Annotated in this window: 18 protein-coding genes; all 18 read right to left on the bottom strand. The window is 56.4% G+C overall.

The features are described from left to right. Nucleotides 1-34 precede the first annotated feature (34 nt). Nucleotides 35-709 (bottom strand): menaquinol-cytochrome c reductase cytochrome b subunit, encoded by a 675-nt coding sequence (gene qcrB / locus GZ1_RS09375; RefSeq protein ID WP_011231676.1) that lies wholly within the window; start codon nucleotides 707-709, stop codon nucleotides 35-37. 3 nt (nucleotides 710-712) lie between these two features. Further along, a complete protein-coding gene (locus GZ1_RS09380; RefSeq protein WP_011231677.1) occupies nucleotides 713-1,222 on the bottom strand; it encodes a Rieske (2Fe-2S) protein in 510 nt (169 codons plus the stop codon). Between the two features lie 144 nt (nucleotides 1,223-1,366). Beyond that, complete coding sequence (locus GZ1_RS09385; protein ID WP_020278315.1) at nucleotides 1,367-1,822, bottom strand: YpiF family protein; 456 nt, start codon at nucleotides 1,820-1,822, stop codon at nucleotides 1,367-1,369. An 88-nt stretch (nucleotides 1,823-1,910) separates the two neighbouring features. Then, entirely contained in the window at nucleotides 1,911-2,444 is a 534-nt protein-coding gene (locus GZ1_RS09390; RefSeq protein ID WP_013144907.1) for a ReoY family proteolytic degradation factor, read from the bottom strand. A gap of 56 nt (nucleotides 2,445-2,500) precedes the next feature. Continuing rightward, on the bottom strand, nucleotides 2,501-3,757 hold the full coding sequence (locus GZ1_RS09395) for a tetratricopeptide repeat protein (RefSeq protein WP_033012346.1): 1,257 nt from the start codon (nucleotides 3,755-3,757) through the stop codon (nucleotides 2,501-2,503). 270 nt (nucleotides 3,758-4,027) lie between these two features. Next, nucleotides 4,028-5,311, bottom strand: a complete 1,284-nt coding sequence (gene aroA, locus GZ1_RS09400; RefSeq protein WP_013144905.1) for a 3-phosphoshikimate 1-carboxyvinyltransferase — start codon at nucleotides 5,309-5,311, stop codon at nucleotides 4,028-4,030. 27 nt (nucleotides 5,312-5,338) lie between these two features. After that, a complete protein-coding gene (locus tag GZ1_RS09405; RefSeq protein ID WP_013144904.1) occupies nucleotides 5,339-6,442 on the bottom strand; it encodes a prephenate dehydrogenase in 1,104 nt (367 codons plus the stop codon). 87 nt (nucleotides 6,443-6,529) lie between these two features. Beyond that, a complete protein-coding gene (hisC, locus tag GZ1_RS09410) occupies nucleotides 6,530-7,627 on the bottom strand; it encodes a histidinol-phosphate transaminase (RefSeq protein WP_060788370.1) in 1,098 nt (365 codons plus the stop codon). A 31-nt stretch (nucleotides 7,628-7,658) separates the two neighbouring features. Next, nucleotides 7,659-8,465 (bottom strand): tryptophan synthase subunit alpha, encoded by an 807-nt coding sequence (trpA, locus tag GZ1_RS09415; RefSeq protein WP_015375265.1) that lies wholly within the window; start codon nucleotides 8,463-8,465, stop codon nucleotides 7,659-7,661. After that, complete coding sequence (gene trpB, locus GZ1_RS09420; protein ID WP_015375266.1) at nucleotides 8,449-9,663, bottom strand: tryptophan synthase subunit beta; 1,215 nt, start codon at nucleotides 9,661-9,663, stop codon at nucleotides 8,449-8,451. Before trpB ends, trpA begins: the two co-directional genes overlap by 17 nt. A 349-nt stretch (nucleotides 9,664-10,012) precedes the next feature. After that, nucleotides 10,013-10,657, bottom strand: a complete 645-nt coding sequence (locus GZ1_RS09425; protein WP_011231686.1) for a phosphoribosylanthranilate isomerase — start codon at nucleotides 10,655-10,657, stop codon at nucleotides 10,013-10,015. Then, nucleotides 10,644-11,420 (bottom strand): indole-3-glycerol phosphate synthase TrpC, encoded by a 777-nt coding sequence (gene trpC / locus GZ1_RS09430; protein ID WP_033005824.1) that lies wholly within the window; start codon nucleotides 11,418-11,420, stop codon nucleotides 10,644-10,646. Before trpC ends, GZ1_RS09425 begins: the two co-directional genes overlap by 14 nt. Then, nucleotides 11,413-12,432: an anthranilate phosphoribosyltransferase gene (gene trpD / locus GZ1_RS09435; RefSeq protein ID WP_020755331.1), complete on the bottom strand. Its 1,020-nt coding sequence runs from the start codon at nucleotides 12,430-12,432 to the stop codon at nucleotides 11,413-11,415. Before trpD ends, trpC begins: the two co-directional genes overlap by 8 nt. Beyond that, the gene (trpE, locus tag GZ1_RS09440; RefSeq protein ID WP_011231689.1) at nucleotides 12,426-13,952 is read right to left on the bottom strand and encodes an anthranilate synthase component I; all 1,527 of its coding nucleotides are present in this window, start codon (nucleotides 13,950-13,952) and stop codon (nucleotides 12,426-12,428) included. Before trpE ends, trpD begins: the two co-directional genes overlap by 7 nt. 233 nt (nucleotides 13,953-14,185) lie before the next feature. Next, the gene (aroH, locus tag GZ1_RS09445) at nucleotides 14,186-14,566 is read right to left on the bottom strand and encodes a chorismate mutase (protein WP_013144896.1); all 381 of its coding nucleotides are present in this window, start codon (nucleotides 14,564-14,566) and stop codon (nucleotides 14,186-14,188) included. Beyond that, nucleotides 14,563-15,663: a 3-dehydroquinate synthase gene (gene aroB, locus GZ1_RS09450; RefSeq protein ID WP_060788371.1), complete on the bottom strand. Its 1,101-nt coding sequence runs from the start codon at nucleotides 15,661-15,663 to the stop codon at nucleotides 14,563-14,565. The genes aroH and aroB overlap by 4 nt, the downstream gene beginning before the upstream one ends. Before the next feature lie 2 nt (nucleotides 15,664-15,665). Next, entirely contained in the window at nucleotides 15,666-16,832 is a 1,167-nt protein-coding gene (gene aroC, locus GZ1_RS09455) for a chorismate synthase (RefSeq protein ID WP_060788372.1), read from the bottom strand. Between the two features lie 100 nt (nucleotides 16,833-16,932). Beyond that, nucleotides 16,933-17,703 carry a CheR family methyltransferase gene (locus tag GZ1_RS09460; protein ID WP_015375271.1) on the bottom strand — a complete coding sequence of 257 codons (771 nt, stop codon included), beginning with the start codon at nucleotides 17,701-17,703 and terminating at the stop codon, nucleotides 16,933-16,935. Between the last annotated feature and the right edge of the window lie 55 nt (nucleotides 17,704-17,758).

The raw sequence follows: 17,758 nt of genomic DNA on the forward strand, positions 1-17,758 counted from the left end.
TTTTTTCTATCACCTCTAAACGCGGGCCGACCGATCATAGCGGACCGGAAATGCCTTGTCTGCGAATCATTAAAAAGTGCGCTGCCATTAAGCCGAGTAAAGCGGCCGGCAAGAAGAAGACGTGAATGGCAAAGAAGCGCGTCAACGTTTGCGCGCCGACAATTTCTGGGTCCCCAGCTAACAGCGTCTTAATGGCCGGGCCAATGAGTGGCGTCGCTTCCGCGATTTGCAAACCAACTTTCGTCGCAAACAGCGCTTTCATATCCCACGGCAACAAGTAGCCGGTGAAGCCAAGACCCATCATCACCATAAAGATCAATACGCCGACGATCCAGTTCATTTCGCGCGGCTTTTTATAAGCCCCTTGGAAAAAGACGCGCAGCGTATGTAAAAACATCATGACGATGACAAGGCTCGCCCCCCAGTGGTGCATGCCGCGCACAATTTGGCCGAACGCCACTTCGTTTTGCAAGTAATACACCGATTCCCACGCGTTTTTAATATCCGGGACGTAGTACATCGTCAAAAACATGCCCGACAAAATTTGAATGACCGTGACAAAAAACGTCAGCCCGCCGAAACAATAGACAAAGGCGGAAAAGTGATGGGCGGGGTTGACGTGCTCCGGAACTTCGTGATCGGCGATATCCCGCCATAAAGGCGTAATATCTAAGCGTTCATCGACCCAGTCATACAGCTTGTTTAACACGCATTACGCCTCCTTTCTTGGTTTCGCCTTGCCTAAATACAGCTTGCCGTCTTTCACTTTGTACTCGTAACGGTCAAGCGGAGCTTGCGGCGGCGTCCCCGGAACGTTCGTGCCGTCCTTCTCATAGCGCCCATAGTGGCATGGGCAGAAAAACTGGTTCGGATGCTCTTTGTCCGTGTTCCAGTCGACCGTACAGCCAAGGTGTTTGCAGATCGGCGAAAGGGCGATGATCTCCCCTTTGTCCGTTTTATACACCCATGCTGATTTTGGCTCTTCCGACTCGTACCAAGCGTCTTTCACCTTCACTTTAAAGTCGAAGCGCTTCGGTTCGGTCGTAATCTCTTTGACGTCTGCTACCGCGACCATCTCCGTCCCTGCTTCATCCTTCAAGATCGGATCGAAAGCAAAACGGAGCATCGGCATGAGCATCCCTGCTGCCATAAAGCCGCCGACCCCGGTCAGCGTGTAGTTTAAAAATTGACGTCTCGTTACACGATGTTTGTTGTCGCTCATCGTCTTCCCCCCTCTATGCAAAGTCAAGTCCGCACCGGACGATTGTATGTATAACACATACGGAAAACTAGGACATTCTAATGATAGCTCAATTGCTGGACAAGGTCAATATCGCAGGCGGCAAAACGTCGGACTTTGCCGCATCTACTCTTGCGCCCATCGACCAATGAGAAAGCGGAGCAGCTCGGCGGTCTGCTCTCTGACAAGCTCGTGCTTGTACGATTCACCCATGCTCTCGAGCGGAACAACCGGAATGAACCAAACGCGGTCAGCTTCTTCGCCCTCTTGCCACGCACGGTCGCACGTCACATAAAACAGATGCTTCATTCCTTCCCGCCTAAGCCGGTTGGTCCAATCCGCCAGCCTTTCGGTAAGCAGCGCCCGCGGCTCATCGGCAAAATACACAAACGACGGCATCAAAAACAACCGGCCCTTCAGCTGCCGCTCGACCTCGGCCGCGATGAGCCCGACAAGCTCCCCGCCGGAAGCGAGCCGCTTCGCTCCTTGGCCGAAAGCCACCGGCAAAAGCGGAAGGAGCGCCGTGTCGATGTAGTCGCGCTCTCGTTCATAGAGGGCGACGTCCTCGCCTGTCCACTTCATTCGTACTCTCCTTTTCCTTAAAGTTTCTTCCCTTCATCACCATACCATATTTTTCGGCAAAAGAAAAACCTTGCCGGCGGCAAGGTTTTTACAATTTGTTTAATTCATCGGTCAGGCGGCGGAACGCCTCTTCATCATGGCGGTCAAGCGCCTCATCGATCAGCTTCATGAGCCGCCCGCGCCGGAATTCGTAAATGGAGCGTTCCAAAAACTGCTCGGCGAGGCGCTGGTCGTTTTCGCTCACTTGCGCCTGCTTCGGCGCATACGGGTTTTCCTCAAGCACAGCGACATATTGCGGCGAGTGAAAAGAAGCGCGGAAATTCAGTTGAATGTAAATATCTTCGTCGCGGTTTAAACGGATGTCATGGAACGATTTCTCTGCATCGGTTGTCATCACATTGCCTTTGTAAAAACGGAACGGCACATCGTCGACGCAGTGAGTCGACATAATGATGCCGCGCGGGCAATATTGGGCATTCTCGACAAAATGCACCTTTTGCATGAGCTGGTCATGGCTCATCAAATAGTTTAAAATCCAGACACACTCGCGCCGCTTCAACTGATAGTGGCTTAAAAACCAACGGATAAACTCTTTTTTCTCATTGACGGATACGTGCGTCATTGTGCGCTTCCCCCTCGATCGGTTTCCAAGAAAGAGGTTGGGCCACCGCTTCTCCCCTACTCTTCGAGCTCAAGCAGCATCTCCGCCGCCTCCGTATGGGTTGGGTCGAGACGGACGATCTGTTGAAATATTTCTTTCGCCGCCGCCCGATTTCCTTCCTCGATGAGAAAATATCCGTACTCTTCGAGGAACTCGACATTGTGCTTAAAGAAATTATATGCCTCGCCGTAATGATTTAATGCATCGTCGTACATCTCAAGCCGATGTTTGGCGCGCCCAAGGTCCCATTCAAACTGCGGATCGTACTCGCCATCGGCCATCGCCTGCTCAAGAAGCGCTACGACATCCTCATAGCGCTGTTCATTTAGCCAAAGCGCCGATAAAACCGTGAGCGCCTCGATGTACCCGCCATCGATCTCAAGCGCTTTTTTCAAATGTTCCTCTGCCTCCTCCGGCTTGTTCAGCTTGAGCGCCAGCTTGCCTGCGTAAAGGCGGAGCTCTTTGTTCCATTCGTCGACGCCGATGCCCTCAAGCGCCGTCTCATAGCTTTGCACGAGCCGTCCTTCTTGTTCATACGCTTTCGCCAAATAAAGGTAAAGCGGAGTGTAGTCCGGATCGAGCTCTTTTAAAGCGCTGAGCTTATCGATGGCCGTTTGTGTATAGCCGGCCTGCAACGCGGTGAATCCGTAGGCGAACAGCGTCCGACTGTCCATTTTTTCATTGAGCGCCTCCTCATAATACGGAAGCGCCGCCTCGAATTCCCCGGAACGGCTGAGCGCCTCAGCGATCCGCTCAGTGATCAAGACGCCGGCCATCTCCTTATTCGTCTTCCGCACCTGTTCATAAAGCGGCACGCTTTTTGAGTATTCCCCGTGCGAAAAATACAACTCAGCCAACGCAAACTGCACGATCGGCTCATCTGGAGCTTTCTCGTACGCTTGACGCAGCTTCCGCTCGCTCACTTCCGCCAACCCTTGCATTTCGTACAAATCGGCGGCAAGAAGGCACGCGCGGACAAACTGCGGATCGTCTTCGTCGATCTCCGACAAAATGGCGAGCGCTTCCTCTTCGGCTTCAAGCTCCGTATACACTTCCGCCAAAAACAGGCGAATGTCGCCGTCATCCGGATAGCGGGCAGTCAGCTCCTCAAGCAGCTCCTTCGCCTCTTCCGGCATTCCCCATCCGTACAAGCAGTCGGCAAGCGCGTATTTTTCTTCATCACTTCCATATTTTTTCACTTTCGGCACGAGCGCCAACGCTTGGTCGACGTTTCCGTTTTCCACTAAGCGAATGATTTGTTCGACGCGTGTCATCGTTTCGTCAGCCCTCTCTTGCGGCAGGCGGCCATCCGCCTTTGCCATTCAAATCGTTATGTACTGTTACAATGGGAACATGAATGATGATAATCGATCATGGCCGTTTCCGCAACCAAACCGCTCGCCGTCTGGAAGGTGCGTCGTTTTTTCATCCAGAAACAGGAAATGTATCCGCTTTCAAAAAATACGGAGCCCTTCCTCTCACTGACAATATATGAACGAACAACGCAAAATATGACCGCCCGCCCGCTTGGGGCGGGAGGCCTTTTACAGCAGCGAACGGAGGTCGGCAAAAAACGCCGGATAGGAAACGGCGACCGCTTCCGAACGCTCGAGGCGGACCGTCCCTTTGGCGATGCAGGCAGCAACGGCGAGCATCATGCCGATGCGGTGGTCGCCATGGCTGTCGACAACAATCCCGTCGGCATAAAGCGGCGTTTTGCCGCGGATCATCATGCCGTCGTCGGTTGCTTCGATGTCAGCGCCGAGTTTTTTCAACTCGGTGACGACCGTATGGATCCGATTCGTCTCTTTCACCTTCAGTTCGCTCGCGTCTTTGATGACGGTCGTTCCTTCCGCCTGCGTCGCGAGCAAGGCAATGATCGGAATTTCGTCGATCAATCTTGGAATCAGATCCCCGCCGATTTCGACCGCCCGAAGCGTCGACGTGCGGACCGTAATATCACCGACCGGCTCGGTTTCCTCGTTGCGGACGTTGTCAATCGCAATATCCGCCCCCATTTGTGTAAGCACATCGATGATGCCGGTCCGCGTTGGATTTAAGCCGACGTTTTTCAGCGTAATTTCGCTGTTTGGCACAATGGCGCCGGCGACAAGGAAAAAGGCGGCTGACGAAATATCGCCGGGAACGTAAATGTGCGTCCCGCGCAAGCGTTGCGGACCGGCCACCGAGACGGTCAAGCCATCCACATTCACTTCACCGCCAAACAACCGAACCATCCGCTCGGTATGGTCGCGCGAGCGGTGCGGCTCGGTGACCGACGTTACGCCGTCGGTGAACAAGCCCGCAAGCAAAACGGCTGATTTCACTTGCGCGCTCGCCACCGGCGAAGTGTAGCGAAGCGGGCGAAGCGCACCGCCGCGGATGGAAAGCGGCGTATAATTGCCGCCCTCACGCCCGTCAATACGCGCTCCCATTTCGCGAAGCGGCTTCGTCACCCGCCCCATCGGTCGCTTGGCGATCGATTCATCGCCGACAAGGCAGGCGTGAAACGGCTGGCCGGCCAAAATGCCCAAAAGCAGGCGCGCCGTCGTTCCCGAGTTGCCGACATCAAGCACCGCGGCCGGCTCGCGCAGCCCGCCGGGGCCGGCTCCTTCGACAACGACTGTCGTCCCGTCCTGGCGAATGTCAACGCCGAGTTTCCGGAAACAGTCGATCGTGCTTAAACAGTCCGCCCCAGGCAAAAAATGGTCAATCACCGTCCGTCCAGAAGCAAGCGCCCCGAGCATGACGGCGCGATGGGAAATCGATTTGTCGCCAGGGACTTCGATCATTCCTCGGAGCGACGACACGTTGGTTGGCAACTGCATGCAAAATCCCTCCATTGTTTTTCCTTGCTACCCTTCATAGGTGGCATAGTTCGTATGTTTGGCGAGGCACGCTTTCGCCCGCGCCCGATCGTCTTCGCTTTGGAAGCTGAGGCGGAGCACGCCGTAAATTTCTTCGCGCGTCTCAATGATGCGGATGTTCGTGATGCTGATGTTTTCTTCGGCCAAATAGCCGGTCACTTCGGAGATGACGCCCGGATAATCCGGCACGTCGACATACAAATCGTAAAACGACGGAATCGCTCCTTTCGTTCTCGACGGCAGCCCGTCGCGAAACTGTTTCGCCTCCAAAAAGTAATGGTAAATCGCGATGCTGTTTTCTTCTTCGACAAACGAACGCAGCCGCTCCATTTCGGCGATCCAGCGGTCAAAGAGCGCAAGCAGTTCATGCTTGTTATGGATAAAAATATCGCGCCACATTTCCGGATTGCTCGACGCGATGCGGGTGATGTCGCGGAAGCCGCCGGCCGCCAGCCGGCTGACGAGGGCGTTTTCGCACTCGTATTCGCGCGCCTGATGAACGAGGCTCGCCGCAATCAAATGCGGAAAATGGCTGATTACGCCAGTGATGCGGTCATGCTCTTTGGGCGTTAAGATGACAAACTGCGCTTTCGTTCCCGCAAGCCACTGTTTCAACGCCTCGACTTGCTGCGGCGGCACATCGTCCGTCGGCGTCAAAATGTAAAAGGCGTTTTCAAACAGATGAGCCCTTGCCGCCGCCACACCGCTTTTATGCGACCCGGCCATCGGATGGCCGCCGATGAACGCTACGCCATGATCCAACAGGCGGCGGGCGCCTTGGACGATGCGCTGCTTCGTGCTGCCGACATCGGTAACGATAACGCCGCGCTTCAACCGCTCGAGCGGCATCGATGAAAGCAGCGCCTCCGTCTGCATGACCGGAACGGCCAGAACGATCAAATCCGCCTGTCCGTATCCGTCTTCGGGCGAACGGGCGGCTTCGTCGATCACCTTGAGCGAACGCGCCAAGCCGAGCTGCCGCTCATTGACGTCGTAGCCGATGATCATCGCCTCCGGATGCGCTTTTTTAATCGCCAATGCAATCGATCCGCCGATCAAGCCGAGGCCGACAATGAACACTTTTCCTTCCAATCGTCCCACCTACTTTATGTAAACGTGCGCCCGCTGCTTTTGAAAAGCAACGGGCCGATCTTTTCTATCCATCCCGCCGCTGAACGGTCAGGCGAGCTGTTTTTCCCGAAGCAGTTGCGAAACGAGTTCCAACACCCGGTCGTTTTGCTCTTTCGTGCCAACCGTCACACGCACGCCGGTCGGCAGCCCAAGCGCTTGGCCCGAGCGGACAATGACGCCGCGCTCCAGCAAATAGCGGAACACTTCGTCGCCATCCAACCCGAAATCAATGAACAAAAAGTTTGTCTGCGACGGGTAATACTTCAGGCCGTTCTCCTCGCAAAAGCGATAATACCGCTCAAGCTCGGCGCGATTTCGTTCGACGCAGGCGCGGATGAACGCTTGATCGTCAAGTGCGGCCGCCGCGGCCGCTTGGGCGATGGTCGACGTGTTAAACGGCTCGCGCGCCGGCTCGACGGCGCGGATGAGCGTCTCACTCGCCACGCCGTAGCCGACGCGGAGCGCAGCGAGCCCGTATGCTTTCGAGAACGTGCGCATGACGACAAGCTGCTCGTACTCGTTTAAAAGCGGCACCGTTTGCGGGTAGTCGGGCGCCGTCGCATATTCGTAGTACGCTTCGTCCACGACGACAAGCACATGACGCGGCACGCGATCCAAAAAGGCGCGCAGCTCGGTGTCATTCACATACGTGCCCGTCGGGTTGTTCGGATTGCAAATCCAGACGATGCGCGTGTTTTCATCGATCGCCGCAAGCATCGCCTCCAAATCATGACGCCCATCAACAAGCGGCACTTCGCGCACCTCGGCCCGCTCGATGATGGCATTGTGCCGGTATTGCGGGAATGTCGGCGCCGCCATCACTGTATTCGCCCCCGGCTCTAAAAAGGCGCGGCAAAGAATTTGCACCACCTCATCCGAACCGTTGCCAAACAGAAGCTGTGTTTCCTTGACGCCAAGATGCTTCGCCACCTTTTCGCGCAACGTGCGGGCGCAGCCGTCCGGATAGACGGCGAGGCGGTCAAGCTCAGCGGCGATGGCCGCTTTTGCCGATGGCGACGAACCGTACGGATTCTCGTTAGAAGCAAGTTTAATAATCTCAGGCAAGCCATATTGCCGTTTGACTTCTTCGATCGATTTTCCCGGCTGGTACGGAGAAAGACCCCGGAGCGATTCCTTTACTTGCATGATTGTCGCCAACTCCTTCAATTCGGAACTTTTAGCGCGAAGAATAGGCTTCTCGAAGCGGCGCGGCAAGCGAACGGGCGTAGGCAGCAAACTCGGCGACGGCCGCTTCCCTTTCGTCCGGCGCCTGCAACCTCGGAGCCAGCTGCTCGACTTTTTGCACGAGCGCGCTGCCGACGACAACGCCGTCGCACACCTCTTTCAACATCGCGACTTGCTCCGGCGCCGAAATGCCAAAGCCGACGGCGACCGGGACGCGGCTATGCCGCTTCACTTCGCGGAGGAAATCGCCGAGCGTCTCCGGCAGCGTCTCACGCACGCCTGTAACGCCTAGCGAGGAGACGCAATACAAAAACCCTTGCGCCGCCGAAGCGATCCGCTCGATCCGCTGCTTCGACGTCGGCGCAACAAGCGAAATGAGCGGGAGACCAAACCGTTCGCCAAGTTCGCGGAGCGGACCGCTTTCCTCAAACGGCAAATCGGGAATGAGCACGCCGTCGGCGCCATTTTCCCGCGCTAAAGCAAAAAAGGATTCTTCTCCTAATTGTAACACAGGATTGTAATACGTAAAGAGAATAATCGGAATGTTTACCCCTTTTTTTCGCATCTCGCCAATAAGCTGAATGGCTTTCGGCAGCGTCATGCCCCCGTCAAGCGCCCTTGCGGCGGCGCGTTGAATCGTCGGTCCGTCAGCGAGCGGGTCGGAGTACGGCACGCCAAGCTCCAATATGTCAGCGCCGGCCTCCTCAAGCGCCAAGGCGAGATCGATCGTCACATCGGGAGCCGGATCACCGGCAACGATAAACGGGATAAATAGCGGCGGATTAACGGACAGTGGCAATGTCTTCACCTTCCCTCGCACCAAGATGGCGCATCATCGTTTGCACATCTTTATCTCCGCGGCCGGACAGGCAAATGAGCACCGTTTCATCCGGCGGCATCTCGCGGGCAAGCTCGACGGCTTTCGCCACCGCATGGGCCGACTCGATGGCCGGAATGATGCCTTCCGTTTGCGCCAACAATTGAAACGCAGCGACGGCCTCGGCATCGGTCGCGCTTTCGTAGCGGACGCGGCCAATGCTCGCCAAATACGCATGTTCCGGGCCGACGCCGGGGTAATCAAGGCCGGCTGAGATCGAATACGGTTCGAGAATTTGTCCGTACTCGTCTTGCAACAGGTAGGTCATCGCCCCGTGTATGACCCCTTTCGTCCCTTTTGTGATGGTCGCCGCATGGTGCGGAGTGTCGATCCCTTTGCCGGCCGCCTCGACGCCGACGAGGCGGACGTCATCTTGCAAAAACGGGTAAAACATGCCGATGGCGTTGCTGCCGCCGCCGACGCAGGCAACGATGACATCCGGCAGCTTCCCTTCACGGGCGAGAAACTGTTCTTTCGCTTCATCGCCAATCACGCGCTGAAACTCGCGCACCATTTTCGGGTACGGATGCGGACCGACGACCGAGCCGATCATGTAAAAATGGTCGTCGCAGTGGGCGACCCAATAGCGAATTGCTTCGTTCGTCGCATCTTTCAACGTTCGGTTGCCGCTTGACACCGGCACGACTTCGGCGCCCAACAGCTTCATGCGAAACACGTTCAGCTCCTGCCGCTTGATGTCTTCTTCGCCCATAAAAACGATGCAATCCATGCCGAAATGGGCGGCCACCGTCGCCGCGGCGACGCCGTGCTGGCCGGCTCCGGTTTCAGCGATCAGCTTTTTCTTGCCCATCCGTTTTGCCAAAAGCGCCTGGCCGATCGCGTTGTTGATTTTATGGGCGCCCGTATGGTTTAAATCTTCGCGCTTTAAATACATTTTCGCGCCGCCGACTTGCCGTGTCAAATTCGGCGCGAACGTGAGCGGGGTCGGGCGACCGGAGTAATGCTGCAAAATGCGGATGTATTCTTGTTTGAACGATTCATCGGCAAGCGCTTTGTCAAGCTCCGCTTCGATTTCCTCAAGCGGAAGCATGAGCGTCTCAGGGACAAACTTGCCGCCGAAATCGCCAAACCGGCCGTATTCATTCGGAACGCGTTCCATCATCTAACCCCACCTTCTCCTTCATAAAAGTTGAAAGACGAAGAGCCGCATTTCTTCAAAGTGCCTGTGTTTGTTAACCGTCCGAGCGTCAGCGCCGTCTTTTGGCCCTTCGCTTTGTTATTTTTTTATCAGGTGTGTTGATGAACCAATAAAAAGTCTGTTGAGAAGGCTCTAGTCCGAGCTTTTCTGCCGTAGTCGGCAAGCGGCTCGCTCATGCTGCCGCATGCCCTCCTCGAACAATGAACGCTTTGCGGGCAAATGTCATTCGCCCGCCGGCGTTCTTGTTCGAGGGAAGAGGCAGAAAATTGTGTTCAGCCATATCATTCTGTGTTTTTTCGTACATAACGGATCATCGACACCCGTGATGTTTTATTTTTTCTTCGATTTGTTTCATCTTCGTTGGATCTTTGCGTCCGTCCGTTTCAATGCCGCTGCTGATATCGATGCCATCCGGGCGGTAGACAAGCAGCCGCTCGATATTGTCCGGAGTGATGCCGCCGGCGATGAAGCACGGCACGCCTTGGCGGGCCGCCTCTTCCAAATAGTGCGGCACCGCCTCCCAATCAAAAGCGACGCCCGTCCCCCCCCAGGCGCCGGCGGCGCGGCTGTCAACGACGTAGCCATCGGCAATGCCAGCGTACTGCCTCATCGCCGCAAGCGCACCGTCGCCATGGTGGATCGCCTTCCAGACGGAAAGCGGCACCGCCTCTTTCACCGCCGCCAGCTCCGCCGGCGTTTCACGGCCGTGGCATTGGATGACATGAAGCGGCAGCTCGGCGGCGACAGCGGCGATCCGCCTAACAGGGGCGTTGACAAAGACGCCGACAAGTTGCTTTGCGCCAAGCTTATGGGGCTCAAGCCATTGTTGCACTTCACTCGGAGAGACGTTCCGCCTGCTTTCGGCGAAAATAAAGCCGAGGTAATCAGCCCCGCTCGCGATAGCGGCCTGCACGTCTTCAGCCGAACGGTTGCCGCAATATTTAATTCGAATCATCCCCATCTTCCTCCCCAAACAGCCGGTAGACCGCTCGCTCCACATCATCTTGGCGCATGAGCGACTCGCCGACGAGCATGGCCTGCGCTCCGTACGATTTGACCGTCTTCACATCATTGAAGGAACCGATCCCGCTTTCGCTGACGATGACGCACGATGGCGGGATGAGCGGAGCGAGCGTTTTGGTCGCCTCAAGTGTTGTCACAAAGGTATGCAAGTCGCGGTTGTTGATGCCGACGATCTCCGGCGTAAACCGATCGAAAATCCGCTCGAGCGTCTCTTTCGCATGCACCTCGACCAAACATTCGAGCCCCAAGCTGTACGCTTCATGATAGAGCTCCTCGAGCGTTTCCGGCGGGAGCGCCTCGCCGATCAATAAAATCGCATCCGCCCCGAGTCGGACGCTTTCCTCGACTTGCCGCCGATCGATGATGAAATCTTTGCGCAGCACGGGAACGTTAACCGCTTCTTTCACCGCTCGCAAATAGCGGCGATGCCCTTGGAAATACCGTTCATCCGTCAGCACGCTGATCGCGTCGGCACCGGCGCGCTCATATGCTTTCGCGATGGCCACCGGGTCAAAATCCGGGCGAATGATGCCTTTTGACGGCGACGCTTTTTTCACCTCAGCGATCAAGCCAAGCATCCGCCGCGGCCGACGGAGCGCCGCCGCAAATGGCCGGCGCTTTCGCTCTGGCAATGGCGCCGGCAGCGTCAACGTTTCCACTTCTTCCCGTTTGGCTGCTAAAATTTGCTCAAGCATCATGAACCACTTCCTTCGCCCGCAGGCGTTGCAGTTGTTCGTATGCGGTTTTGGACAAAATGGCCTCTTTCGCCATCGCCACTCCTTCGGCAATCGTTTCGGCTTTGCCGGCGGCATACAGGGCGGCGCCGGCGTTCAGCGCAACGATATTGATGGCGCTCTCCGGCGCTATTCCCGCCATCACCGCCTCAAGAAGCGCGGCGCTCTCTTCCGGATCGCGCACTTGCACATCGGCAAGCTCGCCGCGCGGCAAGCCGGCGTCTTCTGGTGCGATGACAAAGCGGCGGATCGCACCGTCTTTCAACTCCACGACATCCGTTTCTGCAGCGATGCTGCATTCATCAAGCCCATCGCGCCCGGTGACAAACAACACATGTTCCGAGCCGAGGCGGCGCATCGCCTCCGCCAATTTCTCAGCGTAGCAGGTCGAATAGACGCCGACGACTTGCCGCTTGCAGCGCGCCGGATTGGCGAGCGGGCCGATCAAGTTGAAAACGGTGCGGAAACCGATTTCCTTCCGCGGCCCGGCGGCGTGTTTCATCGCCGCGTGATAGAGCGGGGCGAACAAAAACGCCAGCCCTTTCGTTTCCAACGCCTGTTTGGCGGCCGACGGCGACGTTTGAATGTCGATGCCGAGCCGCTCGAGCACATCAGCGCTGCCGCTTTTTGACGAAACAGCGCGGTTGCCGTGCTTGGCGACTTTGACGCCAAGCGATGAAATGACGATCGCCGCGGCGGTGGAAACGTTGAATGTCGCCGCCCCATCGCCGCCCGTGCCGCACGTATCGATAACATCATCACTAGCCTCAATGGCAGTCATCCGGTCGCGCATCGCCCGCACAAATCCGACGAGCTCATCGACTGTCTCTCCGCGCAGGCGGAGCATGGACAACAGACTTGCGATTTGACTGTCCGTCGCCTCGCCGGACATGATGATATTCATCGCCGCATACGCTTCGTCTTCCGTCAACGCTTTCCCTTCCGCACATTTTACAAGCAGCTGCTTCAACATACGGCCCTCTCCCCTTTCGCAAATAGTCGTTCCGCTTGTTCAATCGCATTCATCAAGGCGCTCGCCTTATTGCGCGTCTCTTTCCACTCCAGTTCCGGAACGGAGTCGGCGACAATGCCGGCGCCGGCTTGCACATAGGCATAGCCGTCTTTCACGACCGCTGTCCGGATGGCGATGCACGAATCGATGTTGCCATCAAACCCGATATAGGCAATCGCTCCGGCATACAGCCCCCTTGCTGTCGGCTCGAGTTCCTGCAAAATTTGCATCGCCCGCACTTTCGGCGCCCCGCTCACCGTTCCAGCCGGAAAGGCGGCAAGGAGTGCATCGATCGGGTGGACGTTGTCGTCCAGTTCACCGACGACTTTGGAAATTAAGTGCATCACGTGTGAAAATTTGCCGATCTGAAGCAACACCGGCACCTCGACCGTTCCGTACTTGGCGACCCGGCCGATGTCGTTGCGCGCCAAATCGACAAGCATATAATGCTCAGCCCGTTCTTTCGGGTCGTGGTACAGCTCATCAGCCAGCCTCTCGTCTTCCTCCGGCGATCGGCCGCGCCGCCGTGTGCCGGCAATCGGATCGATTTCAACGCGCCGACGGTGCACTTGAATCAGTTTTTCCGGCGAACTGCCGACAATTTCCACACCATCAAGCTGGAAATAAAACATGTACGGCGACGGGTTGATGTATCGGAGCAGCCGATAAATGGCAAAGCCTCCGGCTTGAACCGGCACGCAGAAACGCTGCGACAGAACCGCTTGAAACACATCGCCGGCCGCGATGTACCGTTTCACGGCCTCCACATCGCGCAAAAACTGTTTTTTGTCATAGTTGGACACCGCTTTGGCAAACGAGGCGGTCCGCCCCGATTCGCTTTCCGCCGGCAAGAGCGGCTGCTCGGCTTGAGGGCGGGCCGCTTTCGCCGCGAGATCGGCCATGCGCCGTTCGGCCGCGCGGTACGCTTCGATTTTCTCTTCCTCCGTTTCGTTGCCGCTCAACCGAATATAGTGAATGACGAGCAACTCACGCTTTTTTTGGTCAAACGCAAACAGCGATTCACAAAATACGAAATAGGCCGTCTTCATCGGCACATCGCGGTTTTTGTGGCGCGGCACTTTTTCGATGGCGGAAATGAAATCGTAACCTAAAAACCCAACTGCACCGCCTGTAAACGGCACCGTCTCGGCAAGCGGCTTGACGGCAAGCGTCCGCTCGACCCATTGAAACGCTTCTTTCAGCGTCGGTGCGGTGATTTGTTCGTTCCCGTTTTCGTCCTTCACCGAAAACGTTTCGCCGGTTTCGCTCTCCAGCGTCAAAAACGGCGCCACACCGATGAACGAATAGCGCGCCCACGGTGATTCGTCATCCTTGCTTTCAAGCAAAAACACGGCTTCCTCGCGCAAATTGGCAAACACGCCGAGCGGCTCAATGACATCGGCTACAAATTTGCGCACAATCGGGATGGTTCGAAATTCGTTCGCTTCCGTCAAAAAAGCGGCCAGCCCATCAGCAGACATCACTTCTCCTCCCTTCATGATCAGCGGGCGGAGAATGAGGGTTTATGAGGCGAAAAAAGAGAGGGAAAAGAAACGCCCAAAGACGACCGTCTTTGGGCAGATGTCGGCGAATGAAAAAACGCTCACCTCAGCTAAACTCGCTCATTCTCATCTACCCTACGCTCGCTCTCCACTCTCGCTCCACTTCTAACGCCCCCGATGTCTCAGGGGGCAAAGAGGTTATTTTCACTATATTACATTTCTGTTTTTTTTGTCAACGACAAATCCGGGCGCAACACGACCGCCCCTTTTAAATACACGTGGCAGATCTCTTCTTGCTGTTTCTCAGTCGCCACCGTCATCATGACGCGAATGCAGCGCGGCAATGAACCGGGCACCGGAATTTCCCTCGTGCACATGACCGGCACATATGTCCAGCCGTCCAAACGGCGCAGCGCCTGCGCCGGAAACGCGGCGGTGATGTCGTCGGTGACGGAAATGAGCACAAACGACACATCAGAAGCGGCGACATCGTTTGCGCGGATCATTTCACGAAGCAACGTTTCCGTTGCCGCCACGATTTCCTCGGCGTCATTTCGATCCACTGTAATCGCTCCGCGAATGCCGCGAATCATCCTTTCCCCCCCTGTCTGGAAAACTCGTCCAGCCACGTGAGCAGGTTGTCGTCTTCGAGTTCCACCACTTCCACGTCGCCGATCTCACAGAGAAGCACCATCCGCACCGTCCCAGCGTACGCCTTTTTGTCGCCTTTCATTTTCTCGAGCAGCCGGTGAGGCGCCAGCCCGTCGGGGAGCGAAACCGGAAAGCCGTACGCAGCGAACCATTCGGCAAAGCGGTGCTCGGCAAATGACCGGCCGTAAAGCCGCTCGCTGACCAAGATGGCAAACAGCATGCCGACCGCCACCGCCTCCCCATGGGTCAGCACGCCGTAGCCGAGCTCGCTCTCGAGCGCATGGCCGAGCGTATGGCCGAAATTCAAATGGGCGCGCACCCCGGTTTCTTTTTCATCTTCACGCACGACGGACGCCTTAATATCAATGCCCTTTTCAATGCAATAGGCGAGCTTGCCGCCCTGCAAGTCGGCGAGCGTCTTGATTTCTGCGCGCAGCCAGTCGTAAAAGCGGCGGTCGCGGATGAGCGCATGTTTGATCACCTCGGCAAATCCTGAACGGAGCTCGCGCTCAGGCAGCGTGCGCAAAAAGGCGGTGTCATAGACGACCGCTTCCGGCTGGTGGAAAGCGCCGATCATATTTTTGCCAAGCGGATGGTTGATGGCGACTTTGCCGCCGACGGCGCTGTCGTGGGCCAAAAGCGTCGTCGGCATTTGAATGTAGCGGATGCCGCGCATATAGGTGGCGGCCACAAATCCGGCCAAATCGCCAACGACGCCGCCGCCAAGCGCGACAATGAGCGAGCGGCGGTCAAGGCCGCACTGAAGAGCCGCCGTCTGGCAGGCGTAATAGTTGTCAAACGACTTCGCCGCCTCGCCGTTTGGAATGATGTAGGCATACACATCATAACCGGCAGCGGCAAGCGTGGCGCGCACTTCATCCAAATAAAGAGGCGCCACCACATCGTCGGTGATGATCAACATCTTCGTCCCCGGCGGGCAGGAGAGCGCCCGAAGCAGGCACGGCAACGCGCGGACCGCTCCGTCGCCTAAGAGGAGCGGGTATTGCTTCGTCGCCGTTTCAATCGTCCGTTCGATCATCGTTAAAACTCCTTTGCATAGCGGCGGGCGCGCTCGATGTTTTCTTTAATCAAATCGATCCGGTCTTGCCCGAACTGGCTGACGATCGCCGCCGCCACTTCCCAGGCGACGACCGCTTCGGCGACGACGCTCGCCGCCGGCACAGCGCAGCTGTCCGACCGCTCGATGCTTGCCGCAAACGGTTCTTTCGTGTCGATGTCGACGCTTTGCAGCGGTTTGTACAGCGTCGGAATCGGCTTCATTACACCGCGCACGACGATCGGCATCCCCGTCGTCACCCCGCCTTCAAAGCCGCCGGCGCGGTTCGTCCGGCGCGAAAAGCCTTGTTCCGGGCTCCAAATGATTTCGTCGTGCACTTCGCTTCCCGGGCGGCGCGCCGCTTCAAACCCGATCCCGAATTCGACGCCTTTAAAGGCGTTAATGCTGACGATCGCCGCCGCGATTTTCGCATCGAGCTTCCGGTCGTAATGAACGTAGCTGCCGACCCCGGCGGGAACGCCTTCGACAATCACTTCGACGATGCCGCCGATCGAATCACCGTTTTTCTTTGCCAAATCGATCGCTTCCATCATTTTTTGTCCCGCTTCCGGATCAAAACAGCGCACCGGTGATTCTTCCGTCACTGCCTGCAATTCTTCAAGCGAACGATAATCGAGCTTCTTTGCGCGCACACCGCCGATTTCGATGACATGCCCGGCGACGCGGATGCCCACTTCCTCCAAAATGCGCTTCGCCACCGCTCCGGCCGCCACGCGCACCGTCGTTTCCCTTGCCGATGAGCGTTCAAGCACATTGCGCATATCGCGATGTCCGTATTTCAGGGCGCCGTTTAAATCGGCATGACCTGGGCGCGGACGCGTCACTTTTCGTTTGATCTCCGTTTCATCATCGATCGGTTCAACGGCCATAATCGTTTGCCAATGTTTAAAATCACGGTTTTCCACAACCAGCGCAATCGGCGAGCCGAGCGTTTTCCCGTGCCGGACGCCGGCGGTGATATTCACCACGTCCTTTTCGATTTGCATGCGCCGCCCGCGCCCATACCCTTTTTGCCGGCGCGCCAGCTCCTTGTTGATATGCTCGGCGCGCAGCTCAAGCCCAGCCGGCACTCCTTCCAAAATCGCCGTCAATTGCGGCCCATGCGATTCCCCTGCCGTCAAATACCGCATGTTTGTCTCTCCCTTCAGGTCTTTAACGCGTTTAAGTAAAAATATATCATAAATTCGAAAAATGAAAATAGTTTCAGGAAAAAAAGAAGCCGGCGCGGAGCTATTTTTTTCGGTAAAAAAACGTCTCTTCGACTTCAAAACCGTACAGGCCGGGATTGAAAATCTGCTCGGTGCTGCCGACAAACAGCACGCCTCCCGTCCGGAGCGCGTCGTGAAATTTGCGATACAGCATCCGCTTCGCCTCTTCCGTAAAATAAATGAGCACGTTGCGGCAGACGATCAAATCCATGTTGCGCGGAAACGGATCTGCGAGCAAGTTGTGCTTTTGAAACTTGACCGTTTGTTTAATCTTTTCGTCTATTTTATAATATTCGCCTTCTTTCGTAAAAAACTTTTTTCTCATTTCCTCGGGCAGCTCTACAAGCGACCGTTCGCTGTACAAACCGAGGCGCGCGCGGGCGAGCGCATTATCGTCAATGTCGGTCGCCAACACCGACACGCGGTGAAGCGGCAATCGTTTTGCGAGCACCATCGCGAGCGTATACGGCTCCTCGCCCGTTGAGCAGGCAGCGCTCCACACGTTCGGGCGCGGGTTTTCCGCCAATAGCCGCGGCAAAATGGTGTGCTCAAGCACCTCCCAACGCTTGGCGTTCCGGTAAAACTCCGAGACGTTGATCGTCATCCGATCCAAGCATTCATGCCATAGCGCCGGCTCTTTCTCCATCGCTGCAAACAGCTCGGCAAAGCTTTTTAGCCCTTTTTTCATGTACAACGACGCCAAACGCCGCTTCATTTGGGCTTCCTTATATAGCGATAAGTCAATGCCTGTTTTTCGCTTTACTTTGGCAATGAACTGCGCATAATCGTCCATCGTCGCCTGTCCCTCTCCCCTGTCAATGTACAAAAACGGCAAAAACCGGCCGAAT

It is taken from the genome of Geobacillus zalihae NBRC 101842 (assembly GCF_001544135.1).
GTDB classification, from domain to species: Bacteria; Bacillota; Bacilli; order Bacillales; family Anoxybacillaceae; genus Geobacillus; species Geobacillus zalihae.